At 74.8% G+C, this 21,634-nt stretch carries 18 protein-coding genes and 2 pseudogenes; 9 read left to right on the top strand and 11 right to left on the bottom strand.

Going from position 1 to position 21,634, the window contains the following annotated elements; all coding sequences use genetic code 11:
• Positions 1-75: 75 nt before the first annotated feature.
• A pseudogene (locus tag FKM96_RS18425) lies at positions 76-2,588 on the top strand (DNA topoisomerase (ATP-hydrolyzing) subunit A).
• A 190-nt stretch (positions 2,589-2,778) separates the two neighbouring features.
• On the opposite strand, the gene FKM96_RS18420 reads toward FKM96_RS18425, so the two are convergent.
• The 3 genes from FKM96_RS18420 to FKM96_RS18410 form a co-directional block, all read right to left on the bottom strand.
• Positions 2,779-3,252 carry a MarR family winged helix-turn-helix transcriptional regulator gene (locus tag FKM96_RS18420; protein ID WP_147796475.1) on the bottom strand — a complete coding sequence of 158 codons (474 nt, stop codon included), beginning with the start codon at positions 3,250-3,252 and terminating at the stop codon, positions 2,779-2,781.
• Between the two features lie 44 nt (positions 3,253-3,296).
• On the bottom strand, positions 3,297-4,343 hold the full coding sequence (locus FKM96_RS18415) for a GNAT family N-acetyltransferase (RefSeq protein WP_147796474.1): 1,047 nt from the start codon (positions 4,341-4,343) through the stop codon (positions 3,297-3,299).
• A 104-nt stretch (positions 4,344-4,447) separates the two neighbouring features.
• Positions 4,448-6,628: a DNA topoisomerase IV subunit B gene (locus tag FKM96_RS18410; protein ID WP_147796473.1), complete on the bottom strand. Its 2,181-nt coding sequence runs from the start codon at positions 6,626-6,628 to the stop codon at positions 4,448-4,450.
• 162 nt (positions 6,629-6,790) lie between these two features.
• Between FKM96_RS18410 and FKM96_RS18405 the strand changes: the two genes are divergently transcribed.
• Positions 6,791-7,030 (top strand): hypothetical protein, encoded by a 240-nt coding sequence (locus FKM96_RS18405; RefSeq protein ID WP_147796472.1) that lies wholly within the window; start codon positions 6,791-6,793, stop codon positions 7,028-7,030.
• Between the two features lie 108 nt (positions 7,031-7,138).
• Here the strand turns inward: FKM96_RS18405 and FKM96_RS18400 are convergent, their stop codons facing one another.
• From FKM96_RS18400 to FKM96_RS18380, 5 genes are all read right to left on the bottom strand, one after another.
• Positions 7,139-8,188, bottom strand: coding sequence for a zinc-binding dehydrogenase (locus tag FKM96_RS18400; RefSeq protein WP_147796471.1), 1,050 nt, complete (start codon positions 8,186-8,188; stop codon positions 7,139-7,141).
• Between the two features lie 194 nt (positions 8,189-8,382).
• Positions 8,383-9,987 (bottom strand): RNA polymerase sigma factor, encoded by a 1,605-nt coding sequence (locus tag FKM96_RS18395; RefSeq protein ID WP_147796470.1) that lies wholly within the window; start codon positions 9,985-9,987, stop codon positions 8,383-8,385.
• A 226-nt stretch (positions 9,988-10,213) separates the two neighbouring features.
• On the bottom strand, positions 10,214-10,612 hold the full coding sequence (locus FKM96_RS18390; RefSeq protein WP_147796469.1) for a universal stress protein: 399 nt from the start codon (positions 10,610-10,612) through the stop codon (positions 10,214-10,216).
• 129 nt (positions 10,613-10,741) lie between these two features.
• The gene (locus FKM96_RS18385) at positions 10,742-11,050 is read right to left on the bottom strand and encodes a DUF4192 family protein (protein WP_147796468.1); all 309 of its coding nucleotides are present in this window, start codon (positions 11,048-11,050) and stop codon (positions 10,742-10,744) included.
• Positions 10,992-12,092, bottom strand: a complete 1,101-nt coding sequence (locus FKM96_RS18380; RefSeq protein ID WP_147796467.1) for a DUF4192 family protein — start codon at positions 12,090-12,092, stop codon at positions 10,992-10,994. The genes FKM96_RS18385 and FKM96_RS18380 overlap by 59 nt, the downstream gene beginning before the upstream one ends.
• Before the next feature lie 127 nt (positions 12,093-12,219).
• Between FKM96_RS18380 and FKM96_RS18375 the strand changes: the two genes are divergently transcribed.
• The 3 genes and pseudogenes from FKM96_RS18375 to FKM96_RS22345 all read left to right on the top strand — a co-directional run bounded on the left by FKM96_RS18375 (position 12,220) and on the right by FKM96_RS22345 (position 13,870).
• Positions 12,220-12,741, top strand: a complete 522-nt coding sequence (locus FKM96_RS18375) for a hypothetical protein (protein ID WP_147796466.1) — start codon at positions 12,220-12,222, stop codon at positions 12,739-12,741.
• A gap of 153 nt (positions 12,742-12,894) precedes the next feature.
• Positions 12,895-13,050: pseudogene (locus tag FKM96_RS22350) on the top strand (polyprenyl synthetase family protein); the annotation flags it as partial.
• 169 nt (positions 13,051-13,219) lie between these two features.
• Positions 13,220-13,870 carry a polyprenyl synthetase family protein gene (locus tag FKM96_RS22345; protein WP_371300450.1) on the top strand — a complete coding sequence of 217 codons (651 nt, stop codon included), beginning with the start codon at positions 13,220-13,222 and terminating at the stop codon, positions 13,868-13,870.
• Between the two features lie 21 nt (positions 13,871-13,891).
• On the opposite strand, the gene FKM96_RS18365 is transcribed toward FKM96_RS22345, so the two are convergent.
• On the bottom strand, positions 13,892-14,311 hold the full coding sequence (locus FKM96_RS18365; protein WP_147796465.1) for an Rv2175c family DNA-binding protein: 420 nt from the start codon (positions 14,309-14,311) through the stop codon (positions 13,892-13,894).
• A gap of 262 nt (positions 14,312-14,573) precedes the next feature.
• Between FKM96_RS18365 and FKM96_RS18360 the strand changes: the two genes are divergently transcribed.
• The 4 genes from FKM96_RS18360 to FKM96_RS18345 all read left to right on the top strand — a co-directional run bounded on the left by FKM96_RS18360 (position 14,574) and on the right by FKM96_RS18345 (position 18,923).
• Positions 14,574-15,977 carry a lytic transglycosylase domain-containing protein gene (locus FKM96_RS18360; protein WP_147796464.1) on the top strand — a complete coding sequence of 468 codons (1,404 nt, stop codon included), beginning with the start codon at positions 14,574-14,576 and terminating at the stop codon, positions 15,975-15,977.
• Between the two features lie 48 nt (positions 15,978-16,025).
• A complete protein-coding gene (pknB, locus tag FKM96_RS18355; protein WP_147796463.1) occupies positions 16,026-18,038 on the top strand; it encodes a Stk1 family PASTA domain-containing Ser/Thr kinase in 2,013 nt (670 codons plus the stop codon).
• 85 nt (positions 18,039-18,123) lie between these two features.
• Positions 18,124-18,504 carry a helix-turn-helix transcriptional regulator gene (locus tag FKM96_RS18350; protein WP_147797221.1) on the top strand — a complete coding sequence of 127 codons (381 nt, stop codon included), beginning with the start codon at positions 18,124-18,126 and terminating at the stop codon, positions 18,502-18,504.
• A gap of 5 nt (positions 18,505-18,509) precedes the next feature.
• The gene (locus FKM96_RS18345) at positions 18,510-18,923 is read left to right on the top strand and encodes a VOC family protein (protein WP_147796462.1); all 414 of its coding nucleotides are present in this window, start codon (positions 18,510-18,512) and stop codon (positions 18,921-18,923) included.
• Positions 18,924-18,990: 67 nt separating this feature from the next.
• Here FKM96_RS18345 and FKM96_RS18340 read toward each other — a convergent pair whose 3' ends face one another.
• Complete coding sequence (locus FKM96_RS18340) at positions 18,991-20,343, bottom strand: class II 3-deoxy-7-phosphoheptulonate synthase (RefSeq protein WP_147796461.1); 1,353 nt, start codon at positions 20,341-20,343, stop codon at positions 18,991-18,993.
• Entirely contained in the window at positions 20,343-21,563 is a 1,221-nt protein-coding gene (locus FKM96_RS18335) for a pyrophosphate--fructose-6-phosphate 1-phosphotransferase (protein ID WP_147796460.1), read from the bottom strand. Before FKM96_RS18335 ends, FKM96_RS18340 begins: the two co-directional genes overlap by 1 nt.
• Between the last annotated feature and the right edge of the window lie 71 nt (positions 21,564-21,634).

Below are 21,634 nucleotides of genomic sequence, written 5' to 3'. Positions count from 1 at the left end.
TGGTCCACAGGCTCGCGGAGCGGCGACAATGGGCGCCGACCACCCGCACCGCCGATCCCGGGAGCAGCCCCCAGCATGGCGCGCCGCAGCAGCACACCCGACGTCCCGCCGGAGGACGTCGTCGAGCGCATCGTCGACATCGACGTCGCCACCGAGATGGAGGGCTCGTTCCTCGAGTACGCCTACTCGGTCATCTACTCGCGCGCCCTGCCCGACGCCCGCGACGGCCTGAAGCCGGTGCAGCGCCGCATCCTGTTCCAGATGCACGACATGGGCCTGCGGCCCGACCGCGCGCACGTGAAGTCGGCGCGCGTCGTCGGCGAGGTGATGGGCAAGCTGCACCCGCACGGCGACACCGCGATCTACGACGCGATGGTCCGCATGGCGCAGCCGTTCTCCCTGCGGCTGCCGCTGGTCGACGGGCACGGCAACTTCGGCTCGCTCGACGACGGACCCGCCGCCCCCCGGTACACCGAGGCGCGCATGGCGCCGTCCGCGCTCGCGATGACGCAGAGCCTGGACGAGGACGTCGTCGACTTCGTCCCGAACTACGACACAACAAGCTGACCCAGCCCGGCGTGCTGCCCGCCGCGATCCCCAACCTGCTGGTCAACGGCGCGTCCGGCATCGCCGTCGGCATGGCCACGAACATGGCCCCGCACAACCTCGTCGAGGTAGTCGCGGCCGCCCGGCACCTCGTGCTGCACCCCGAGGCGCTGGACGAGCTCATGCGGTTCGTGCCCGGGCCCGACCTGCCCAGCGGCGGCAAGATCGTCGGCCTCGAGGGCGTGCGCGACGCCTACCGCACCGGCCGCGGCGCGTTCCGCACCCGGGCCACCGCGCGGATCGAGAACGTCACCCCGCGCCGCAAGGGCATCGTCGTCACCGAGCTGCCGTACACCGTCGGCCCGGAGAAGGTCATCGAGAAGATCAAGGAGGGCGTGCAGTCCAAGAAGCTCTCCGGCATCTCGGACGCCCTCGACCTCACCGACCGGCAGCACGGCCTGCGCCTCGTCATCGAGGTCAAGACCGGGTTCAACCCCGAGGCCGTGCTGGAGCAGCTCTACCGGTACACCCCGCTCGAGGACTCGTTCTCGATCAACAACGTCGCCCTGGTCGACGGCCAGCCCCGCACCCTCGGGCTGCGCGACCTGCTCCAGGTGTGGGTCGACCACCGGATCTCCGTGGTGCGGCGCCGGAGCCAGTTCCGGCTGCGGAAGAAGCAGGAGCGGCTGCACCTCGTCGAGGGCCTGCTCATCGCGATCGTCGACATCGACGAGGTCATCCAGGTCATCCGGTCCTCCGACGACGCGGACGCCGCGCGCACCCGGCTGCGCCAGGTGTTCGACCTGTCCGAGCCGCAGGCCGAGTACATCCTCGAGCTCCGGCTGCGCCGCCTGACCAGGTTCTCCCGCATCGAGCTGGAGAAGGAGCGCGACGAGCTGCTCGGCGAGATCGAGGCGCTGCAGGCGATCCTCGGCGACGAGGCGCTGCTCCGGACCACGGTGAGCGACGAGATGGCGGAGGTCGCCGCGACCTACGGCACCCCGCGCCGCACGATCCTGCTGGAGTCCGCGGGTGGCGTGGCCACCGCCGCCGAGGGCGCGCCGGCGCCGCGGTCCGGGCGCGCCGCCACCCCGGCCCTGTCGCTCGAGATCGAGGACACCCCCTGCTACGCGCTGCTGTCCGCGACCGGCCTGGTCGCGCGCACCGGCAGCACCGACGTCGAGCTGCGGCCCGCGCCCGGCGCCGGCCGGTCCAAGCACGACGTGCTGTCCGGTGCCGTCGCGACCTCCGTGCGCGGCGAGGTCGGCGTGCTGACCTCGCGCGGCGTCGTCCGGCGGGTGTCCGTGCTCGACCTGCCGGGCCTGCCGCCGACCGACGGCGCGCCGAACCTCTCCGGCGGCCTCCCGCTGTCCGAGCTCCTCGCGCTCGACAAGGGCGAGAAGGTCGTCGGGCTGGTCCCCGTGACGGCCGACGCCCCGACGCTCGCGGTCGGCACCGCGCAGGGCGTGGTCAAGCGGGTCAGCTCCGGCGAGGCGCCCGCGAACCGCGACTCCTGGGAGGTCATCGGCCTCAAGGACGGCGACGAGGTGGTCGGCTGCGCGACCGTGACCGACGAGGACGAGCTCGTGTTCGTCGCCTCCGACGCCGCGCTGCTGCACTTCCCGGCGGCGGCCGTGCGCCCGCAGGGCCGTCCCGCGGGCGGCATGGCGGGCATCAAGCTCGCCGCCGGCCAGCGGGTGGTGCACTTCGGCGCGCTGCCCGCGGGCTCCGACGCGGTCTACGACGCCGAGGGCCCGGTCGTGGTGACGGTCGCCGGGGCGTCGGACGCGCTGCCGGGCACCCAGGCGGGCTCGGCCAAGGTCACGCCGTTCTCCCGCTACCCCGGCAAGGGCCGCGCGACCGGCGGCGTCCGGGCGCACCGGTTCCTCAAGGGCGAGGACGCGCTGTTCCTCGCCTGGGTCGGCCCGGCCCCGGCGCGGGCCACGGGCTCGGCGGGCCAGCCGGTCGACCTCCCGGAGCCGGACGACCGCCGCGACGGCTCGGGCCAGCCCCTGGCGGCCCCGCCCCTGGCGATCGGCTGACCCGGCGGCACCCGCTGGCCGACTGACGAGCGCTGGCGAGCGCGCGGTGCTGCGCGGGCGCGCAGCGCTGCGCCGAGAGTGCAGGAGACGCGTCGAGCGAGTACCCGGCGGCTGCTCGCTCGACGTGTCGGGTACTCGCTCGCGGTCCGGGCCACGCCCCCGGTGGGCGCGGCGGCCCGGCGGGTCGGGGCTAGCGGGCCTGGCCCGTGGCGGCGATGCGGGCGCGGACCAGGCCCGACACCTCGACGAGCGACGCCACCTGCGCGTCGTCCAGCGGCGACAGCAGCAGGTCGCGCACGAGCACCCGCCGGGTGTGCTGCGCGGCCCGCGCGGCCGCCTCGCCCGCCTCGGTGAGGCAGACGACGGTGCCGCGGCCGTCCTGGCGGTCGCGGCTGCGCGTCACGAGCCCGCGGGACTCCATGCGGCGCAGCTGGTGCGAGACCCGGCTGTCCTGCCACTCGGCCGCCGCGGCGAGGTCCTTGGCGCGCAGGCCGGGGTGCCCGGCCGCGAGCAGCGGCTCGAGCAGCTCGAGGTCGGCGACGGACACGCCGGCGTCGGCGCCGAGCCCGCGCTCGAGCGCCGTGAACATCTCCCGGGAGAGTCCCAGGTACATGCGCCAGGTGGCGTCCTCGTCGACCTGCGCGCGCCCGTCCTCTGGAGCCATGCGCACAGCGTAGGGCCCCGCCGTCGCGCGACGGGGCCGTTCCGTCAGACCTCGATCGTGTACATGATCGCGCCGTGCGTCACCTCGTAGCCGAGGCTGGCGTACAGGCCGTGCGCGCCCGACGGGTTCTCGGTGTCGACGTCGAGCTCGGCGTACTGCATGCCGTCCGCCCGGAACGACGCCATGGCGGCGGTCAGCAGCGCCGGCGCGAGGCCGCGTCCGCGCCACGCGCGCCGCACGCCGAGCAGCTCGGTGTAGCCCGACGTGAACCCCGCGATCTCCCAGTCGTGCTCGTACCGGCCGGACATCGTGTAGCCCGCGACCTCGCCGGTCGCCTCGTCGAGGGCCACGTGGCTCCACTGCGGGGCGAACATCGCGCGGCCCTGCTGCCAGTGCTCCGCCGTCCGGGGCTCGCTCCCCCAGTGGTCGGCGAACGCCTCGTTGTGCGCCAGCCGCACGGCGTCGTCGAGGTCGGCCGACCACGGCACGACACGCACGCCGTCGAGCGGGCGCGGCTCCGGCAGCGGGCGGGACAGGTCCCGGCGCATGTCGGTGAAGTACCGGATCGGCGCGTAGCCGGCCGCGGCGTGCAGCGCGAGCGCCTCGGCGCGGTGGTCCTCCAGGAACGCCGCGATGCGCCCGGGCGCGTCCTTGCCGGACTCGACGAGCTTCTGCCGCGCCCGCGCGGTCGCCCAGGCCAGGATCGCGCGCCCGATGCCGCGGCCGCGCCACTCCGGGTCCACGCCGCCGAACACCCACACGCGGATGACCCGGACGTCCCCGGGCGGGGCGTCGAGGGTGATCCAGGCGCGCGGGACGCCGCCCGCGTCGAGCCCGACGCGCGAGTCCCGCGCCGGGTCCTTCCAGTCGCCGTCGAAGCCTTCGCCGACCTCGGTCTCGCTGGTGCGGAACGGCTGGGCGTCGGCCGCCTCGATCCGGGCGACCAGCGCGGCCAGCACCGGGACGTCGTCGCGCGTGAGCGGTCGCCAGGTCAGGCCGGTGGCGGCGGGGTCGGGCTCGGGGAGCGTCGCGGGCGCGGCCGCGCGCACCGCGAGCGGCGGGACGGCGGGCGTCTCAGTCGTCTCGGGCATGCGGGACACGGTGCCCGACGGTCGCCCGCCCTGTCACGCGAAAACGCCGCCGGCGGCACCGGGGCGCTGGTCACGGGCGCCCGACGCCCCCGGGAGCCCGCGGGTCAGGCGTCGATCTGCGAGGCGTCCAGCGTCGACGCGCCGGCGACGATGAAGTCCTTGCGCGGCGCGACGTCCGAGCCCATGAGGAGCTCGAACGTCTCCTCCGCGCTGCGGACCAGCGCGTCAGCCGACTCGGCGGCGGGCAGGGTCACCCGGCGCAGCGTGCGGTGCCGCGGGTCCATCGTCGTCTCCGACAGCTGGTCGGCGTCCATCTCGCCGAGACCCTTGTAGCGCTGGATGTCCTCCTTGTAGCGCTTGCCGGCCTTGTCCAGCTTCTTCAGCGTCGCGGCCAGCTCGGCCTCGGAGTACGTGTAGACGTACTCGTTCTTCCGACTGCCGGCGCCGATCACCTCGATGCGGTGCAGCGGCGGGACCGCGGCGTACACCCGGCCCGCCTCGACCAGCGGGCGCATGTACCGGAAGAACAGCGTGAGCAGCAGCGTGCGGATGTGCGCGCCGTCGACGTCGGCGTCGGTCATCAGCACGATCTTCCCGTACCGCGCGGCGTCCAGGTCGAACGTGCGGCCGGAGCCGGCGCCGATCACCTGGATGATCGCGGCGCACTCGGCGTTGCGCAGCATGTCCGAGATCGACGCCTTCTGGACGTTGAGGATCTTGCCGCGGATGGGCAGCAGCGCCTGGAAGTCCGACGACCGCGCGAGCTTGGCGGTGCCGAGCGCGCTGTCGCCCTCGACGATGAACAGCTCGCTGCGCGACACGTCGTCGCTGCGGCAGTCCGCGAGCTTCGCGGGCAGGGACGAGGACTCCAGCGCGGTCTTCCGGCGGGAGATCTCCTTCTGCTTGCGCGCCGACACGCGCGCGCGCATCTCCCCCACGACCTTGTCGAGCAGCGCGGCCGACTGGGCCTTGTGCTCGCGCCTGGCCGACGTCATCAGCGCGGCGAGCTCGGTGTCGACGACCTTCGCGACGATGTTCCGGACCGGGGCGGTGCCCAGCACCTCCTTGGTCTGGCCCTCGAACTGCGGCTCGGCCAGCCGGACGGTCACGACGGCGGTGAGGCCGGCGAGCACGTCGTCCTTCTCGATCTTCTCCCCGCCGTCCTTCGCGGAGATCTTCAGCCGGCGGGCGTTGGCCTCCACCTGCTTGCGGATCGTGCGGAGCACCGCGGTCTCGAAGCCCGCCAGGTGCGAGCCGCCCTTGGGCGTCGCGATGATGTTGACGAAGGTGCGGACCTCGGTCTCGTAGCCCGTGCCCCAGCGGAGCGCCACGTCGACCTCGCAGTCGCGCTGCACCTCCTGCGGGGTCATGTGCCCGCGGGCGTCGAGCACCGGCACCGTCTCCGAGAACGTCCCCGAGCCGGTCAGCTGCCAGGTGTCGGTGACCGGCGCGTCCGGCGCGAGGAAGTCGGCGAAGTCGACCGTGCCGCCGTCGTGCCGGAACACCTCCTCGTGCGGGCCCTCGGCGCCGGGGGTGCCGGCGAGGCCGCGCTCGTCGCGCACGGTGATGGTCAGACCCGGCACCAGGAAGCTGGTCTGCCGGGCGCGGGTCACGAGCTCGTCGTACGAGAACACCGCGGACGTCGGGAAGATGTTCCGGTCGGCCCAGTACCGGATGCGGGTGCCGGTGCGGCCCTTCGCGACCTTGCCGACGACGTCGAGCTGCGAGCGGGCGACGAACGGCTCGAACGGCGACTCGGGGCTGCGGCCCGCCGCGTCGTCGAACACGCCCGGCTCGCCGCGGTGGAACGTCATGCGGTGCGTCTTGCCGCCGCGGTCCACCTCGACGTCGAGGCGCTCGGACAGCGCGTTGACCACCGAGGCGCCGACGCCGTGCAGGCCGCCGGACGCGCCGTACGAGCCGCCGCCGAACTTGCCGCCCGCGTGCAGCTTGGTCAGCACGACCTCGACGCCGGTCAGGCCGGTCTTGGGCTCGACGTCGACCGGGATGCCGCGGCCGCTGTCGCGGACCTCCACCGACGAGTCGGCGTGCAGCACGATGTCGATGCGGTCGCCGTGGCCGGCCAGGGCCTCGTCGACCGAGTTGTCGATGATCTCCCAGAGGCAGTGCATGAGGCCCCGGGAGTCGGTGGAGCCGATGTACATGCCCGGGCGCTTGCGGACCGCCTCGAGCCCCTCCAGCACGGAGAGGTGACGGGCGGTGTAGCTGGACTCGGCGGAAGCGGTCGACACGAGTCCCGAGGGTAATCGCTCGGGCCGACACATCCGCGGCACCATGCCGCACCCGGACGCCGTTCCTCAGGACGCCGTGCGCGCGCGGTCACGATCCGGTGTCGGTCGCGTGACAGGTCGATGACGTCGGGTGATCCGGCGTACGCGGTGAGCGAACCACCCGCCCTCGACGGGAAGGATCCCGGCCCGGGATGGTTGTATGTCAACGTGACGGAGACGATCGAGACCACGAACCCGCTGACCGCAGCCGACCGCTGCGACCGCTGCGGCGCTCAGGCCTACGTCCGCGTGCAGCTGCCCGTGGGCGAGCTCCTGTTCTGCGCGCACCACGCGCGCGAGCACGCGCCGAAGTACTCGCAGGTCGCCACCCACGTGCAGGACGAGACGGACAAGCTGCTCGCCGAGCACGGAGCCGGGGCCGGCGCCGCTCGCTGAGCCGCGCCACCAGACGGGCGGCGCACCGCGGACCGGTGCCGCACGCCGCGACGACACGAAGGAAGGGGCCCGTCCGGCTGCAGCCGGACGGGCCCCTTCCGCGTGCGGTCACCGCCGCAGGACGACCTTGAGCGCGTCGTGCTGCCCTGCGGCGCCGAACACCTCGTACGCCTCGTGCATCCGGTCGAGCGCGAACGTGTGCGTCCCCATCGGGCGGATGTCGAGGGAGCCCTCCGCCACGAGGTCGAGCAGCATCGGCGCCGTGACGCCGTCGACCAGACCCATCGTGATCGTGATGTTCTCGATCCACAGCCGGTCGATCGGCAGCGTGACCGGGTGCCCGTGCACGCCGATGTTGGCGACGTGGCCGTACGGGACCACGAGGTCGAACGCGGCCTCCAGCGTCTGCGGGAGGCCGACGGCCTCCATCACGACGTCCGCGCCGCGACCGCCGCAGAGCGCCCGGACCTCGTCCTGCCAGCCTGCGGCGCCCGAGTTCACGGCGTGCGTCGCCCCGAAGTCCTGCACGGCCCGGTCGAGCCGGAACGGGTCGAGGTCGACCGCGACCACCCGGCGGGCGCCGTGCAGGTGCGCGGTCGCCATGGCCGCGAGCCCGACCGGGCCGGCGCCGATGCAGACCACCGCGTCGCCGGGCGAGACCGCGCCGTTGCGCACGCCCATCTCGTAGCCGGTCGGGAAGATGTCCGACAGGAAGATCACCTCCTCGTCGGACAGCCCCGCCGGCACGCGGTGCAGCGACGTGTCGCCGAACGGCACCCGGACCAGCTCCGCCTGGGTGCCGTCCACCAGGTGCCCGAGCACCCAGCCGATCCCGCCGACCGACTGGCAGTGGCTCGCCCGGCCGACCCGGCAGTAGCGGCACGTGCCGCACGACGTGATGGCCGGCACCACGACGCGGTCCCCCACCGCGAACTTCCCGACGCTCGCACCGACCTCGACCACGGTGCCGACGGCCTCGTGGCCCAGGACGCGCCCGGGCGTGACCGCGGGGACGTCGCCGAGCAGGATGTGCAGGTCCGTGCCGCAGATCGTGGTCGTGTCGACCTGGACGACCACGTCGGTCGCGTCGACGACGTGCGCGTCGGGCACGTCCTCCCACTCCTTGCGTCCCGGGCCGTGGTAGACGAGTGCCTTCATCGCGGGACCTCCTCCGGCGGGCACCGGCGCCCGCCTGCCTGGGTCGCCTCGCCGTCGAGGTGACCTTCGTCCCCCATCCACCTCCGGCGCGCACGGCCCCGAGTGGGACGGAGGTCCCGATCCGGACATCCTGCCCGCCCCCGGGTACGACGAAGGGCCCACCCCGTGCGGGATGGGCCCCTCGTGGAACCGGATCAGTCCAGGTAGTCGCGCAGCACCTGGGAGCGGCTCGGGTGGCGCAGCTTGGACATCGTCTTCGACTCGATCTGGCGGATCCGCTCACGGGTCACGCCGTAGACCTTGCCGATCTCGTCCAGCGTCTTCGGCTGGCCGTCCGTGAGTCCGAACCGCATCGAGACGACGCCGGCCTCGCGCTCGGACAGGGTGTCCAGCACCTGGTGCAGCTGCTCCTGGAGCAGCGTGAAGCTCACCGCGTCCGCGGGCACGACGGCCTCGGAGTCCTCGATGAGGTCGCCGAACTCGCTGTCGCCGTCCTCGCCGAGCGGGGTGTGCAGGGAGATGGGCTCGCGGCCGTACTTCTGGACCTCGACGACCTTCTCGGGGGTCATGTCGAGCTCCTTGGCGAGCTCCTCCGGCGTGGGCTCCCGACCGAGGTCCTGGAGCATCTGCCGCTGCACGCGCGCCAGCTTGTTGATGACCTCCACCATGTGCACCGGGATGCGGATGGTGCGGGCCTGGTCGGCCATCGCGCGGGTGATCGCCTGGCGGATCCACCACGTGGCGTACGTCGAGAACTTGTAGCCCTTGGTGTAGTCGAACTTCTCGACCGCGCGGATCAGACCGAGGTTGCCCTCCTGGATCAGGTCCAGGAACAGCATGCCGCGGCCGGTGTAGCGCTTGGCGAGCGAGACGACCAGGCGGAGGTTGGCCTCGAGCAGGTGGTTCTTGGCGCGGCGGCCGTCCTGCGCGATCCACTGGAGCTCGCGGCGCGCCTTCGGCTCGAGGTCGTCGCCGATCGCGGCGAGGCGCTCCTCGGCGAACAGGCCGGCCTCGATGCGCTTGGCGAGCTCGACCTCCTGCTCGGCGTTCAGCAGCGCGACCTTGCCGATCTGCTTGAGGTAGTCCTTGACCGGGTCGGCGGTGGCGCCCGCGGTCACGACCTGCTGCGCCGGGGCGTCGTCCTCGTCGCGGTCGGACACGACGAAGCCGGTGTCCGTGGTCTCCTCGGCCGCGGGGGCCTTCTTGGCGGCGGCGGCGGCGGGGGTCTCCTCGGACTCGCCGTCCTCCGTGGTCTCCTCGGCGTCGTCGCCGGCCTCGAGCTCGGCGTCGTCGATCTCGACGTCCTCGAGCTCGACGTCCTCCTCGTCGCCGTCCTCGTCCGACTTGGCCTTGGTGGCCTTCGTCGCCTTGACGGGCTTGGCGGTGGCGGCCTTGCCGGCGGTCGCCTTCTTGGCGGCCGGCTTGGCGGCGGCGCGCGTCTTGCGGGCAGGCTTCTCGGCCGCCTCGTCGCCGTCCTCGGCCGCGACGACGGCCTTGGCCGACGGGCGCGCCTTGGCGGTGGTGGCCGCGACGGCGCGGGCGGGCGCGGCGGTCGGCTCCTCGATGGTGATGCCGGCGTTGGCCAGACCGCGCACGACGGCCTTCAGCCGCCGGGCGTCCTCCACCTGAGCGGCCTCGCACGCGTGACGCAGCGCAGCGGCGTCGACGCTGCCGTTGGTGCGCCCGGCGCGCACGAGGTCCTGCAGGGCGGGGTGCTCGAACTCACGCGGGAGTGTGGGGGTGGGAGTCTGGGGCGTCACGAATGACCTTTCGGCAGCAAGGGACCCGGTTCGGCGCATCGGGTACCTCGATATTGTACCGGCCCGCACCCACCTCGGGATGCCCCCGGACGGGCGGCGAGGCCTCGGTCCGGCAGGCCGGATGACCTGTCGTAGGTGCTCAACGCACGACGCCCGCCACGGATTCCCGTGACGGGCGTCGGAGGTGCGCGGGTCGCAGGTCCCGGCGTGTCCCGGGCACCCGGGCGTGTCGGCAGCGAGGGGCCGGGGCGCGGCCGGACCCGGGTCAGCTCGGGTCGGGCTTGACCGCCAGGACCGGGCACGGGGAGTCGAGCAGGATGCGCTGGGCGTTGGCGCCGAGGATGAGCTTGCCCACCGGGCTCCGCCGGCGCAGGCCGATGACGATGAGGGTGGCGTCGGTCTCCTCCGCGGTGCCGATGAGCGACTCCGCGACGTCGCGCCCGCCGGTGATGACGCGGACGTCGTGCGGGACGTCCTCCGACTCGAGCGACGCGCGGACCTCGTCGAGCGCGGTGGCGAGCTCGGCCCGCTGCTCGTCGGTCTCGTCCCCGCGCTCGCTCACGACGACGACCAGCGGCTCGGACCGCCGGACCGCCTCGCCCGTCGCCGCGGCGAGGGCGGCACGCCCCTCGACGGTCGCCAGGTACCCGACCACGATGCTCATGTGTGCTCCTCGCACGTGCGCTGTGCGTCCTCGGGCGCGCACCGGAGCGCCGTCGCGCGGGTGCGGGCCGTGGACCGTGGTCCGACCGTACCCGAAGGGGTCGGGGGCGCACGACCGGCCGCGGGGCGCTCAGCAGCGGCGACGCACCCACCCGGGCGGGAGCCCCGCGCCGAGGGCCCGGTCGAGCAGCTCGGCGAGCCGGTGACCGGGGTCCTGGTCCAGCGCCCGCTCGACCAGGACCGAGGCCCGGACGGCGTCCCCGTCCCACCACGCCAGCAGGGCGAGCACGGTGAGCGCGGGCGCCTGCTGGTCGCGGCGCCCGTGCGCGACGACCTGCTCGAGGACGGTCCGTCCCGCCGCCGTGACGTCCTCGCGGGGCTCACGGCCCCGGGCGGGGTCGACCACCAGGTCGAGCGCGGCGCGCACCCGGTCGGACACGTCGGTGGCGTCGGGATCGGATCCGCGGTCGGCGCCGTCCCCGACCCGTCCGCCCTCCGCGCCCGGGACCCGGTCGCCGTCCTCCTCGGGCCACCGGTCCTCGCCCGGCCCCCGGGCCGCCCGGGAGGCCCGGGCCCGTCACGCCGGTGCGGAGCACCGCGTCCGGCAGCCCGGCGTCGTCCGGGTCGACGAGGGTCAGCACGACGGCGTCGCGCACGACGGGGTCGAGCAGCGCGGCCTCGAGCCGCCCGAGAACGGCGGCGGACGGGCGCGACGCCCGGAAGTCCTGGCTCGTGCCGGTCGCGGTCCGCCACGCGTCGAGCGACCGCTGCCGCCAGCGCAGGACGGCGTCCGGCCCCTCGGCGCGCAGCAGGGCGTCGAGCCAGCGCGACCGGGCGGCCGCGGCGGACCGGCGCGGGCCGGGTGCCGCCGGGCGCACCAGCCCGAGCTCCTCGCGGGAGCCGGCCATCCCTCCGCGCGCGCCGACCAGCCGACCCGCGAGCTCCCCGCCCGACAGGTCGGCGAGCGGGTGGCCGCCCACCGGGCAGCAGCCCGGGTCCCGGCAGTCCAGCCCGACGTAGCGGTCGTCGTCGACGGACCAGACGGTGAGGGGCGCGACGTCGGCGACGGCGCGCCGGAGCAGGTCCGCGGCGCGCCCGGCGCGGGTGCCGCGGGCCACCCGCAGGCCGCGGTCGGGGTCGCGCGGGTCGCCCTCCCCCGCGTGCAGCACGACGACGACCTCCGCGGCCCCGTCCGCCCGCAGGTGGCCCGCGAGCCCGTCGGCGAGCAGCGCGCCGTCCGGTCTCAGGAGGTCGTCCAGGTCGGTGCGCACGACGACCCCGAGCCGGCGGCCCGGCGGCCGGAGCGACACGAGCACGGCGGAGGCCCGCGGCGGGAAGCCGAGCAGGTACGGCACGAGCGCGAGCAGCTCGCGGGGGTGCCCGAGCCGGAGCGTGGCGCGGGGGTCGGAGGGGCCGGCGGCGGGGGCGTCGGCGGGAAGGTCGTCGGGCCGGGAGCCCGGCCGGGGCGTCGTGGTCGTCATGGCCCCACCCGATCGCACCGCGGGCAGCACACGCCGCGCCGCCGGCCCCGCCCTGGGGACGGCGCACCACCTCCGTACCTGTGGAGGGCTCGGCACCCGCTCACCGGGCGGCGCTACTGTGGCGCCCGTGCTCCGCCGCCCCCTCGCCGTCGTCCTCCTCGCGCTCGTGGCGCTCGGCACGGCGGGCTGCACCGGCGACGACGACGCCGCCCGGCCGACCGGCACCGCCGCGACCGGGACCGCTACGGCACCGGCGCCCACGGAGTCGCTCCTGCCGAGCCCGACGTCGACGGGGTCCGCGGTCGGCGACCTGGCCGCCGGGTTCCCGTCGGACCTGGTGTCCCCGCCCGAGGGCAGCGAGATCCTGGTCTCGAGCGCCGACACCGACGCGGCGACCGGGCTGACGACGATCAGCCTCAACCTGCGCAGCCCGCTCGCGACGGACCAGCTGGTCCAGGCGGTGCGGGACCAGCTGGTCGCGGCCGGCTTCGCCGAGACGGTGCTCGACCCCGGCTCCACCGGCCTGGCGGCGACGTCGACGTTCGTCCGCGGCGACGGCGCCGCGGAGCTGCTGACGCTCGGCGTGCTCGACCGCGACGGCGTCCCGCACGCTCACGCTGGGCGGGACCGTCCGGCTGTGAGGCCCTAGGCTCGCCGGGTGAGCACCGCCCCCGCACTCGTCGACGCCGAGGACCTCCGCACCCGGGTCGACGCCCTGCTCACGGAGCACGTCGAGGCGCTGCTGCCCGAGCTGGTCCGGTCGGGCGCGGGTGCGGCGCCGCTCGCCGAGGGCCTGAGCCACATGCTCGGCGGCGGCAAGCGGCTGCGGGCGGCGTTCTGCTGGTGGTCGTGGCGCGCGCACGGCGGCGACCCCGACTCCCCCGAGGCGGAGGTGGTGCTCCGCGTCGGGGCGGCGCTCGAGCTGTTCCAGGCGGCGGCGCTGTTCCACGACGACGTGATGGACGACTCCGACACCCGGCGCGGGCAGCCCGCGGCGCACCGGCTGTTCGCCGCCCGGCACGCCGAGCAGGGCTGGTCCGGCGACCCCCGACCGGTTCGGCGAGTCCGCGGCGATCCTGCTCGGCGACCTCGCCCTCGTCGCGAGCGAGCGCGAGTTCGCGCGCGCCGTGGCGGACCTGCCGGCGGACCGGCGCGTCGCCGCGCACGCGGTGTTCGAGCGGATGCGGACCGAGGTCACCGTCGGGCAGTACCTCGACCTGCTCGCCGAGGTGCTGCCCTGGGGCGAGGACCCGGCGGCGGACGAGCAGCGCGCCCGCGAGGTCATCGTCGCCAAGGCGGCGCGCTACAGCGTGGAGCACCCGCTGCTGCTCGGCGCCGTGCTCGCCGGCGCCGACGAGGGCGCGCTCGCCGCCACCGCCGCGTACGGCCTCCCGCTCGGCGAGGCGTTCCAGCTCCGGGACGACCTGCTCGGCGTGTTCGGCGACCCCGCCACGACGGGCAAGCCGGCGGGCGACGACCTGCGCGAGGGCAAGCGGACCGTGCTGGTGGCCAGGGCGATGGCCCGCGCGCTGGCCACGGGCGACGCGGGGCTCGCCGACGCGCTGCACGCCGGGCTCGGCGACCGCACGCTCGACGACGAGGCGTGCCGGTCGCTCGCCGCCCGGATCGAGGCCAGCGGCGCCGTGGCCGAGGTCGAGGGGCTCATCGCCGAGCTCAGCGCGCGCGGGTTCGCCGCGCTCGCCCGGGCGGAGCTCACCGAGGACGGCCGGGCGATGCTCGTCGCCCTCGGCCACGCCGCGGTCGACCGCCGGGCCTGAGCCCGGCGGCCGGCGCTGGCGTCAGAGCAGCGCCTGCGCCCGGCGGCGCACCTCGGTCTTGTGGCCCGCGCGCAGCGCGTCCACCGGCCGCCCCGGCAGCGACTCGTCGGGCGTGAACAGCCAGGCGATCGCCTCGGCGTCCGGCATGCCGACGTCCCCGAGCACCGACAGCGTCCCCTGCAGCGAGGCGAGCACCGCCGAGCGCGCCTCGGGCGCCTCCTCCGCGTAGCCCTCGGGCGCGGTGGCGGGGTTGCGCGCGTCGACCGGCACGAGGAAGGCGGCGGGGATGCTCAGCACGGGCGGGTCGCCGCGGCGGACGCCGGCGAGGCGGCGCTCCTTGAGCAGGCGGCGGACCTTCCCGGCGTCGACGCCGAGCTCCTCCGCCACGTCCGGCACGGTCAGCCAGGAGTCGACCAGGTCATCGGGGGTCTGCGCAGTCACGCGGGCCAGCGTACTGACGTGCGGGCCCGGCGCGCGCACCGCGGCGCGTTCACCCTGGTGGTGCAGCGCGCTCGCCCGGGGGCGTGAGGAATGCGTCCGAAATGTCCTGGTCATTGCACCAAATGGCGCCCCTGACTTCCCACGCCACAGGACGTGCACTACCGTCGCACTGGTCACTCCAGTCACACGAGTCACACCAGTCACGCGCCGCCGGCGCGTTCCGCCACCGCACCACGCCGTCTCAGCACCAGGGGTCCCCACCATGTCGCAGCCCGCCCTCGCCCTCACGGACCAGGCCGCGCGCGCCCTCGGCGCCCCGGCCCGCGCCGCGGGCCGCCGCGGTCGGCGCCTCGCCACCAGCACCGGCGCGCTCGCCATCGCCGCGGTCGCGGCCACCGCCGCGGCCCCCGCCGCGCACGCCGACGAGCAGTACACGGTGCGCTCGGGCGACACCGTCAGCCACATCGCCGCGAAGTACGGCACGAGCGTGACGGCGGTGCGCAGCGCCAACGGCCTGAACGGCAGCGCCTTCATCCGCGAGGGCCAGCGCCTGACGATCCCGACCGCCGGCGGCGCCGCGGCCACCACCACCGCCGCGCCCGCCTCCGCGGGCGGCGCGCACACCGTCGCCTCCGGGGAGACCGTCTCCGCCATCGCGAAGCGCTACGGCACCACCGTCGCGGCGATCACGTCCGCGAACGGCCTGGACTCCCGCGCGTTCATCCGCGTCGGCCAGACCCTGACGATCCCCGGCGCGTCCGGTGCCGCCGCGACGACCGCCGCCGCCCCGGCCGCGACCGGCGGCGCGCACACCGTCGCCTCCGGCGAGACCGTCTCCGCCATCGCGAAGCGCTACGGCACCACCGTCGCCGCGGTCGTCTCCGCGAACGGGCTGGACTCCCGCGCGTTCATCCGCGTCGGCCAGACCCTGACGATCCCCGGCGCGTCCGGCGCCGCCGCGACGACCGCCGCCGCGCCCACCTCCGCGGGCGGCAGGCACACCGTCGCCTCCGGCGAGACCGTCTCCGCCATCGCGAAGCGCTACGGCACCACCGTCGCGGCGATCACGTCCGCGAACGGCCTGGACTCCCGCGCGTTCATCCGCGTCGGCCAGACCCTGACGATCCCCGGCGCGTCCGGCGCCGCGGCGGCCGCCGCCCCGGCCGCGACCGGCGGCGCGCAGCTGGTGGGCAACACGTTCCTCGGCCGCACCTACGCCCCGACCGTCGTCGCCTCCGCGAACGCGAACAAGGCCGCGCTCATCGCCATGGGCGTGCCGTCCAAGGCCGCGATGCAGGCCAAGGTGGCCGCGACGGCCCGCTCGATGGGCGTCGACCCGGCGCTCGCGCAGGCGATCGCGTTCCAGGAGTCCGGCTTCAACCACACCTCGGTCTCCCCCGCGAACGCCATCGGCACGATGCAGGTCATCCCGAGCTCCGGCGAGTGGGCCTCGCAGCTCGTGGGCCGCGACCTCAACCTGCTCGACCCGGACGACAACGTCGTGGCCGGCGTGGCGATCATCCGCCAGCTCGTCCGCACGTCGCCCGACCTGTCGACCGCCGTCGCGTCCTACTACCAGGGGGCGTCCTCGGTGAAGCGGAACGGCATGTTCAGCGACACCCGCCGGTACGTCGCGAACGTCCAGACGCACATGGCGCGCTACTGACCGCGGGCCTCCGGGGTCCGGGGCGTCCTCGCCCGTAGAATGCCGCCCGTGGGAGCCACCGTCACCGATCCGCTCGTGGGCCGCCTGGTCGACGGGCGCTACGAGGTCGTCCAGCGCATCGCGCGCGGCGGCATGGCGACGGTGTACCTCGCGGTCGACCGGCGCCTGGACCGCGACGTCGCGCTCAAGGTCATGCACCCCCACCTGGCCGAGGGCCGGGCGGGCGCCGACTTCGTCGCGCGGTTCCGGCGCGAGGCGCGCGCCGCGGCCCGGCTCACCCACCCCGGCCTGGTCGGCGTGTACGACCAGGGCCTCGACGGCGACACCTCGTACCTCACGATGGAGTACGTCGACGGCGTCAACCTGCGTCGGCACCTGTCGGAGCGCGGCTCGCTGACCGTGGGCGAGGCGCTCGGCGTCGCCGAGCAGGTCCTCGACGCCCTGGGCGCCGCGCACCGCGCGGGCCTCGTGCACCGCGACGTCAAGCCCGAGAACGTGCTGATGGCGACGGACGGGCGGATCAAGGTCGCCGACTTCGGGCTGGCCCGGGCGGTCACCGAGGTCACGTCGACGACCACCGGCACGGTGTTCGGCACGGTCGCCTACCTGTCGCCGGAGCTGGTCGTCCGCGGCGAGAGCGACGCCCGCACCGACGTGTACGCCACCGGCGTCCTGCTCTACGAGATGCTGACCGGCGCGCAGCCGTTCACCGGCGAGACGCCCATCCAGATCGCGTTCCAGCACGTCAACAACGACGTCCCCGCGCCGTCCGACGCGGCCGACGCCTCCTGGCTGCCGGTCGAGGTCGACGAGCTGGTCGCCGCGCTCGCCGCCCGCGAGCCCGAGGACCGGCCCGCGGACGCCGGCGCCGCCCTGGCGCTGCTGCGCCGCACCCGCACCGCCCTGGACGACGCCACGCTGGCGCGCCGGGTGGACCGCGAGCCCGTGGTCTCGCTCCCCCAGGCCACCGACCCCGACCAGGACACCGGCTCCTCCGCGGTCGGCGCGCGCGCCGCCGTCGACCCGGCGGACGAGCCCGCGGAGCCCGGCGACGCCACCACCCGGATCGAGACGCCCGGTCGCACGGTCGCGCTGCCCATCGGCGCGGTGACCGTGTCCGGCTCCCCCGCCGCGGCGACCGCCCGGCGGCGCCGCCCGTGGCGCTGGGTCGTCGCGGCGGTGCTGCTGCTCGCCGCGGTCGGCGGCGGGACCTGGTGGTACCTGGCCGTCGGCCCGGGGGCGTACACGACGGTGCCGGCGGTCTCCGGCCTCGCCGAGGACGACGCGCTGGGTGCGCTCGACGCCGCGGACCTCGCGTCCGACGTCGTCCGCGCCTTCGACGACACCGTGCCCTCCGGCGACGTCGTCTCCGCCGATCCGGGGGACGGCGAGCGGGTCCGCAAGGACGGCACCGTCACGCTCACGGTGTCGAAGGGCGTCGACCTGGTGGCGATGCCCGCGGAGACCCTGGTCGGGAAGCTGCAGGCCGACGCCGAGGCGCTGCTCACCGCGGCCGGGCTCGACACGGACTACGTGGAGGGCGACCACTGGGACGACGCCGCCGCCGTCGGTGCCGTGCTCGCCGTGACGGAGGCGGACGGCACACCGGTGGAGCCGGGCCAGGCGCTGCGGCGGGGCTCCACCGTGCTGCTCACCCTGTCCGACGGTCCGGAGCCCGTCCGGATCGTCTCGGTCGTCGGCGCCACGCTCGACGAGGCGACCGCCCAGCTCCAGGGCCTCGGCCTGGTCGTCGCCCCCGAGGAGGCGTTCAGCGACACCGTCGAGGCCGGCCGGGTCATCTCCCAGAGCCCCGAGGGCGGCGCCCAGGGCAAGCGCACGGACACCGTCACGCTCCAGGTGTCGAAGGGCCCCGAGACCGTGGCGATGCCGAACCTGACCGGCAAGCAGTACGGCGAGGCCGCCGCCGCGCTGGAGGCGCTCGGTCTGAAGGCGGAGCGGCGCAACGTGCTCGGCGGCCTGTTCGGCACCGTCCGGGACCAGAGCGTCCCGGCCGAGCAGCAGGTGGCCAAGGGCACGACGATCACCCTGACGGTCGTCTAGACCCCCGCAGCGGCGAGCGAGGAGGCGCGGCGTGCCGAACCCGTCCCTGGACGACCTGGTCCGGCTGCGCCGCGCCCGGGACCGGATGGACCGCGACTACGCCCAGCCGCTCGACGTCCCCACGCTCGCACGCGAGGCGCTGATGTCCGCCGGCCACTTCTCCCGGTCGTTCCGCGCCGCGTACGGCGAGACGCCCTACGGCTACCTGATGACCCGGCGGATCGAGCGGGCCAAGGCCCTGCTCCGGCGCGGCGACCTCAGCGTCACCGACGTGTGCGTCGAGGTCGGCTGCACCTCCCTGGGCTCCTTCAGCGCGCGGTTCTCCGAGCTCGTCGGGATGAGCCCGTCCGCCTACCGCGCGCAGCAGCACGACGCCGGCGCGGCGGTCCCCGCGTGCGTCGCGAAGGTCCGCACCCGACCGGTCAGGAACGGAGAAGCGCCGCGCGACCCGGTCCCTCTAGCGTGACGGCCATGGACATCACGCTGCAGCAGTGCTTCATCGCCGTGCACGACCACGACCTGGCCCTGGCGTTCTACCGGGACGTCCTGGGCCTCGAGGTGCGCAACGACGTCCGGTTCGAGGGGATGCGGTGGCTGAGCGTCGGCCCGCCGAGCCAGCCGGACGTCACGATCGTGCTCGAGCCGCCGCTGGCGGACCCGGGCGCGTCCGACGCCGACAAGCAGGCGATGGCGGAGCTGCTCGCCAAGGGCCTGCTGCGCGGCGTCATCTTCCAGACGGACGACGTCGACACGACCTTCGAGCACATCCGCGCGGCGGGCGGCGAGGTGCTCCAGGAGCCGATCGACCAGCCGTACGGCGTGCGGGACTGCGCGTTCCGCGACCCGTCGGGCAACATGCTGCGGTTCAACCAGCGCGCGGCCTGACGCCCGCCCCGCACGACGACGGCCGCCGCCCCTCCGGAGGGGCGGCGGCCGTCGTGGTGCGCGGGGGTCAGGAGCGCCGGAGCAGCTCCACGACCTGGAACGCGAGCTCCAGCGACTGCTGGTGGTTGAGCCGCGGGTCGACCAGCGTCTCGTACCGGCGCGCCAGCCCGGCGTCGTCGATCTCCTCGGCGCCGCCGAGCACCTCGGTGACGTCGTCCCCGGTGAGCTCGATGTGCAGGCCGCCCGGCACGGTGCCGAGCGCGCGGTGCACCTCGAAGAACCCGGCGACCTCGTCCATGACGTCCGAGAACCGGCGGGTCTTGTAGCCCGAGGCGGACGTGATGCCGTTGCCGTGCATCGGGTCGCACACCCAGGTGACCGGGCGGCCGTCGGCCGTGACCTTCTCCACCAGCGAGGGCAGCAGGTCGCGGATCTTGCCGGCGCCCATGCGGGTGATGAACGTGATCCGGCCGGCCTCGGCGCTCGGGTTGAGCTTGTCGATCAGGCGCAGCGCGTCGTCCGCGGTGGACGTCGGGCCGAGCTTGATGCCGATCGGGTTGTGCACGCGGCTGAAGTAGTCGACGTGCGCCCCGTCGAGCTGCCGGGTGCGCTCCCCGATCCACAGGAAGTGCGCCGAGCAGTCGTACGGCAGGCCGGTCCGCGAGTCGATGCGGGTGAGCGGCCGCTCGTAGTCGAGCAGCAGCCCCTCGTGGCTCGCGTAGAAGTCGACGGTCCGCAGGGCGTCGAAGTCGGCACCGCACGCCGCCATGAACCGGATGGCCCGGTCGATCTCGGCGGCGATCTCCTCGTACCGGGCGTACGCCGGGTTGGCGGTGAAGCCCCGGTTCCACTCGTGCACCCGCAGCAGGGACGCGAAGCCCCCGGTGGTGAACGCGCGGATGAGGTTCAGCGTCGACGCCGACGTGTGGTACGCGTCGAGCAGCCGCTCGGGGTCCGGCGTGCGGGCCTCGGGGGTGAACTCGAAGCCGTTGATGATGTCGCCCCGGAACGCGGGCAGCGTGACGCCGTCGCGGGTCTCCGAGTCCGACGACCGCGGCTTCGCGTACTGCCCGGCCATCCGGCCCATCTTGATGACGGGCAGGCTGGCGCCGTACGTGAGCACGACCGCCATCTGCAGGACCGTCATGATCTTGCCGCGGATGTTGTCCGCGGTGGCCTCGGCGAAGGTCTCGGCGCAGTCGCCGCCCTGCAGCAGGAACGCCTCGCCGCGCCCGGCGGCCGCGAGCTGGCCGCGCAGCGCGTCGGCCTCCCCCGCGAACACCAGGGGCGGCAGCCCGGCGAGCCGGTCGGTCACGCGCTGGAGCGCGTCCCGGTCCGGCCACGCCGGCTGCTGCGTCACGGGCAGGTCCCGCCAGGCCTCGAGGCCCTGCAGGACCCGCGGGTCCGCCTCGACGCTCATCAGTGCGCCGTCGCGGGCACCAGGGGCTGCCCGATGCCCTCCAGGATCGCGCCGAACCACGGCTGCGAGACGTCGAACGCCTTGCCGCCGGCGATCCGCGGGAACGCGATGGCCTTGAGGCGGTCGCCGTCCTCCTCGTCGTGGCCGATCACGCCCGACTCGTTGCGCAGCGCGCACTCCACGGCCAGGTCGGTCATCGACTTGATGAGGCGCAGGTCCTCGGCGTTCGCGGCCGCGGCGCGCGAGTAGTAGCCGGACTTCTGGACCATGACCTTCTCGGCGCCGAGCTTCTCCGCGAACTGCTTCGCGAACCACTGGCCCGGGTTGATCGTGTCGAGCTTGACGTGGCCGAACGGGTCGCGCGGCACCTCGGCGCCGGACGCCTCGAGCTGCTCGACGATCTCGTGCATGCCCGCGCCCTCGGACAGGAAGATGTTGACGTTGCCCTGGGTGTCCATGATCGCCTTGAGGCGCGCGGCCTCGGCGTCGATGTCGAGCGCCAGCTCGGGCAGGAACACGGCGTGGACGTCCCAGCGCTCGCGCGTCAGGCCGAGGGCCGGGGCCCACTCCTGGCGGTCGAGCCACTTGCGGTACTCGGCGGCCGCGGCGGCGGTCAGCCACCCGCAGTGCCGGCCCATGACCTCGTGCACGATGAGCATGCGCGGGCCGGAGCGGTGCTCGCCGATGACGTTCGCGGCGAAGCCGGCGGCCTCCTCGGCGGCGGTCCACGCGCCGAGCGACTGCTTGATCGGCACCACGTCGTTGTCGATGGTCTTCGGCAGGCCGACGACGGTCAGGCCGTAGTCGTTGTCCGCCAGGTACGCCGCGAGGTCGGCCGCCGTGGTGTTGGTGTCGTCGCCGCCGATGGTGTGCAGCACGTCGACGCCGTCGGCCTTGAGCTGCTCGGCCGCGACCTGCAGCGGGTCCTGGCCCTCCTGGACCAGCCCGCGCTTGACGCAGTCGGCCGCGTTGGTGAGCTTGACCCGCGAGTTGCCGATCGGCGAGCCGCCGAACCGGTGCAGCAGGTGCGCCTGCGCGCGGCCCTCGGCGTCGATCACGATCTTGTCGCCGCGCAGGAGCCCGTGGTACCCGTGCTGGTAGGCGATGATCTCGACCTCGGGGGCGATCTCGGTGTAGCGCTCGATGAGGCCACCGACGGCCGAGGACAGGCACGGAGCGAAGCCACCCGCGGTCAGGAGCGCGACGCGACGAACCGACATGAGACACACCTCTCGATAGAACAGCACAGCTGGGTCATCCCAGCCCCGGGGCCACTGAAGGGCACCCCGCG

This window comes from Cellulomonas sp. Y8, from assembly GCF_008033115.1.
In the GTDB taxonomy this organism is placed as follows: domain Bacteria; phylum Actinomycetota; class Actinomycetes; order Actinomycetales; family Cellulomonadaceae; genus Cellulomonas.
This window is presented reverse-complemented; position numbering and strand designations above follow the sequence as displayed.

Excerpts from the sequence above, each read along its gene's own strand:
- FKM96_RS18395 (WP_147796470.1), bottom strand. The coding sequence starts at position 9,987 with ATGCGCCGAACCGGGTCCCTTGCTGCCGAAAGGTCATTCGTGACGCCC.
- FKM96_RS18350 (WP_147797221.1), top strand. The coding sequence starts at position 18,124 with ATGGACCGCGACTACGCCCAGCCGCTCGACGTCCCCACGCTCGCACGC.
- FKM96_RS18345 (WP_147796462.1), top strand. The coding sequence starts at position 18,510 with ATGGACATCACGCTGCAGCAGTGCTTCATCGCCGTGCACGACCACGAC.
- FKM96_RS18380 (WP_147796467.1), bottom strand. The coding sequence starts at position 12,092 with ATGACGACCACGACGCCCCGGCCGGGCTCCCGGCCCGACGACCTTCCC.
- FKM96_RS18390 (WP_147796469.1), bottom strand. The coding sequence starts at position 10,612 with ATGAGCATCGTGGTCGGGTACCTGGCGACCGTCGAGGGGCGTGCCGCC.
- FKM96_RS18360 (WP_147796464.1), top strand. The coding sequence starts at position 14,574 with ATGTCGCAGCCCGCCCTCGCCCTCACGGACCAGGCCGCGCGCGCCCTC.
- FKM96_RS18415 (WP_147796474.1), bottom strand. The coding sequence starts at position 4,343 with ATGCCCGAGACGACTGAGACGCCCGCCGTCCCGCCGCTCGCGGTGCGC.
- FKM96_RS18400 (WP_147796471.1), bottom strand. The coding sequence starts at position 8,188 with ATGAAGGCACTCGTCTACCACGGCCCGGGACGCAAGGAGTGGGAGGAC.
- FKM96_RS18410 (WP_147796473.1), bottom strand. The coding sequence starts at position 6,628 with ATGTGTCGGCCCGAGCGATTACCCTCGGGACTCGTGTCGACCGCTTCC.
- FKM96_RS18335 (WP_147796460.1), bottom strand. The coding sequence starts at position 21,563 with ATGTCGGTTCGTCGCGTCGCGCTCCTGACCGCGGGTGGCTTCGCTCCG.
- FKM96_RS18420 (WP_147796475.1), bottom strand. The coding sequence starts at position 3,252 with ATGGCTCCAGAGGACGGGCGCGCGCAGGTCGACGAGGACGCCACCTGG.
- FKM96_RS18340 (WP_147796461.1), bottom strand. The coding sequence starts at position 20,343 with ATGAGCGTCGAGGCGGACCCGCGGGTCCTGCAGGGCCTCGAGGCCTGG.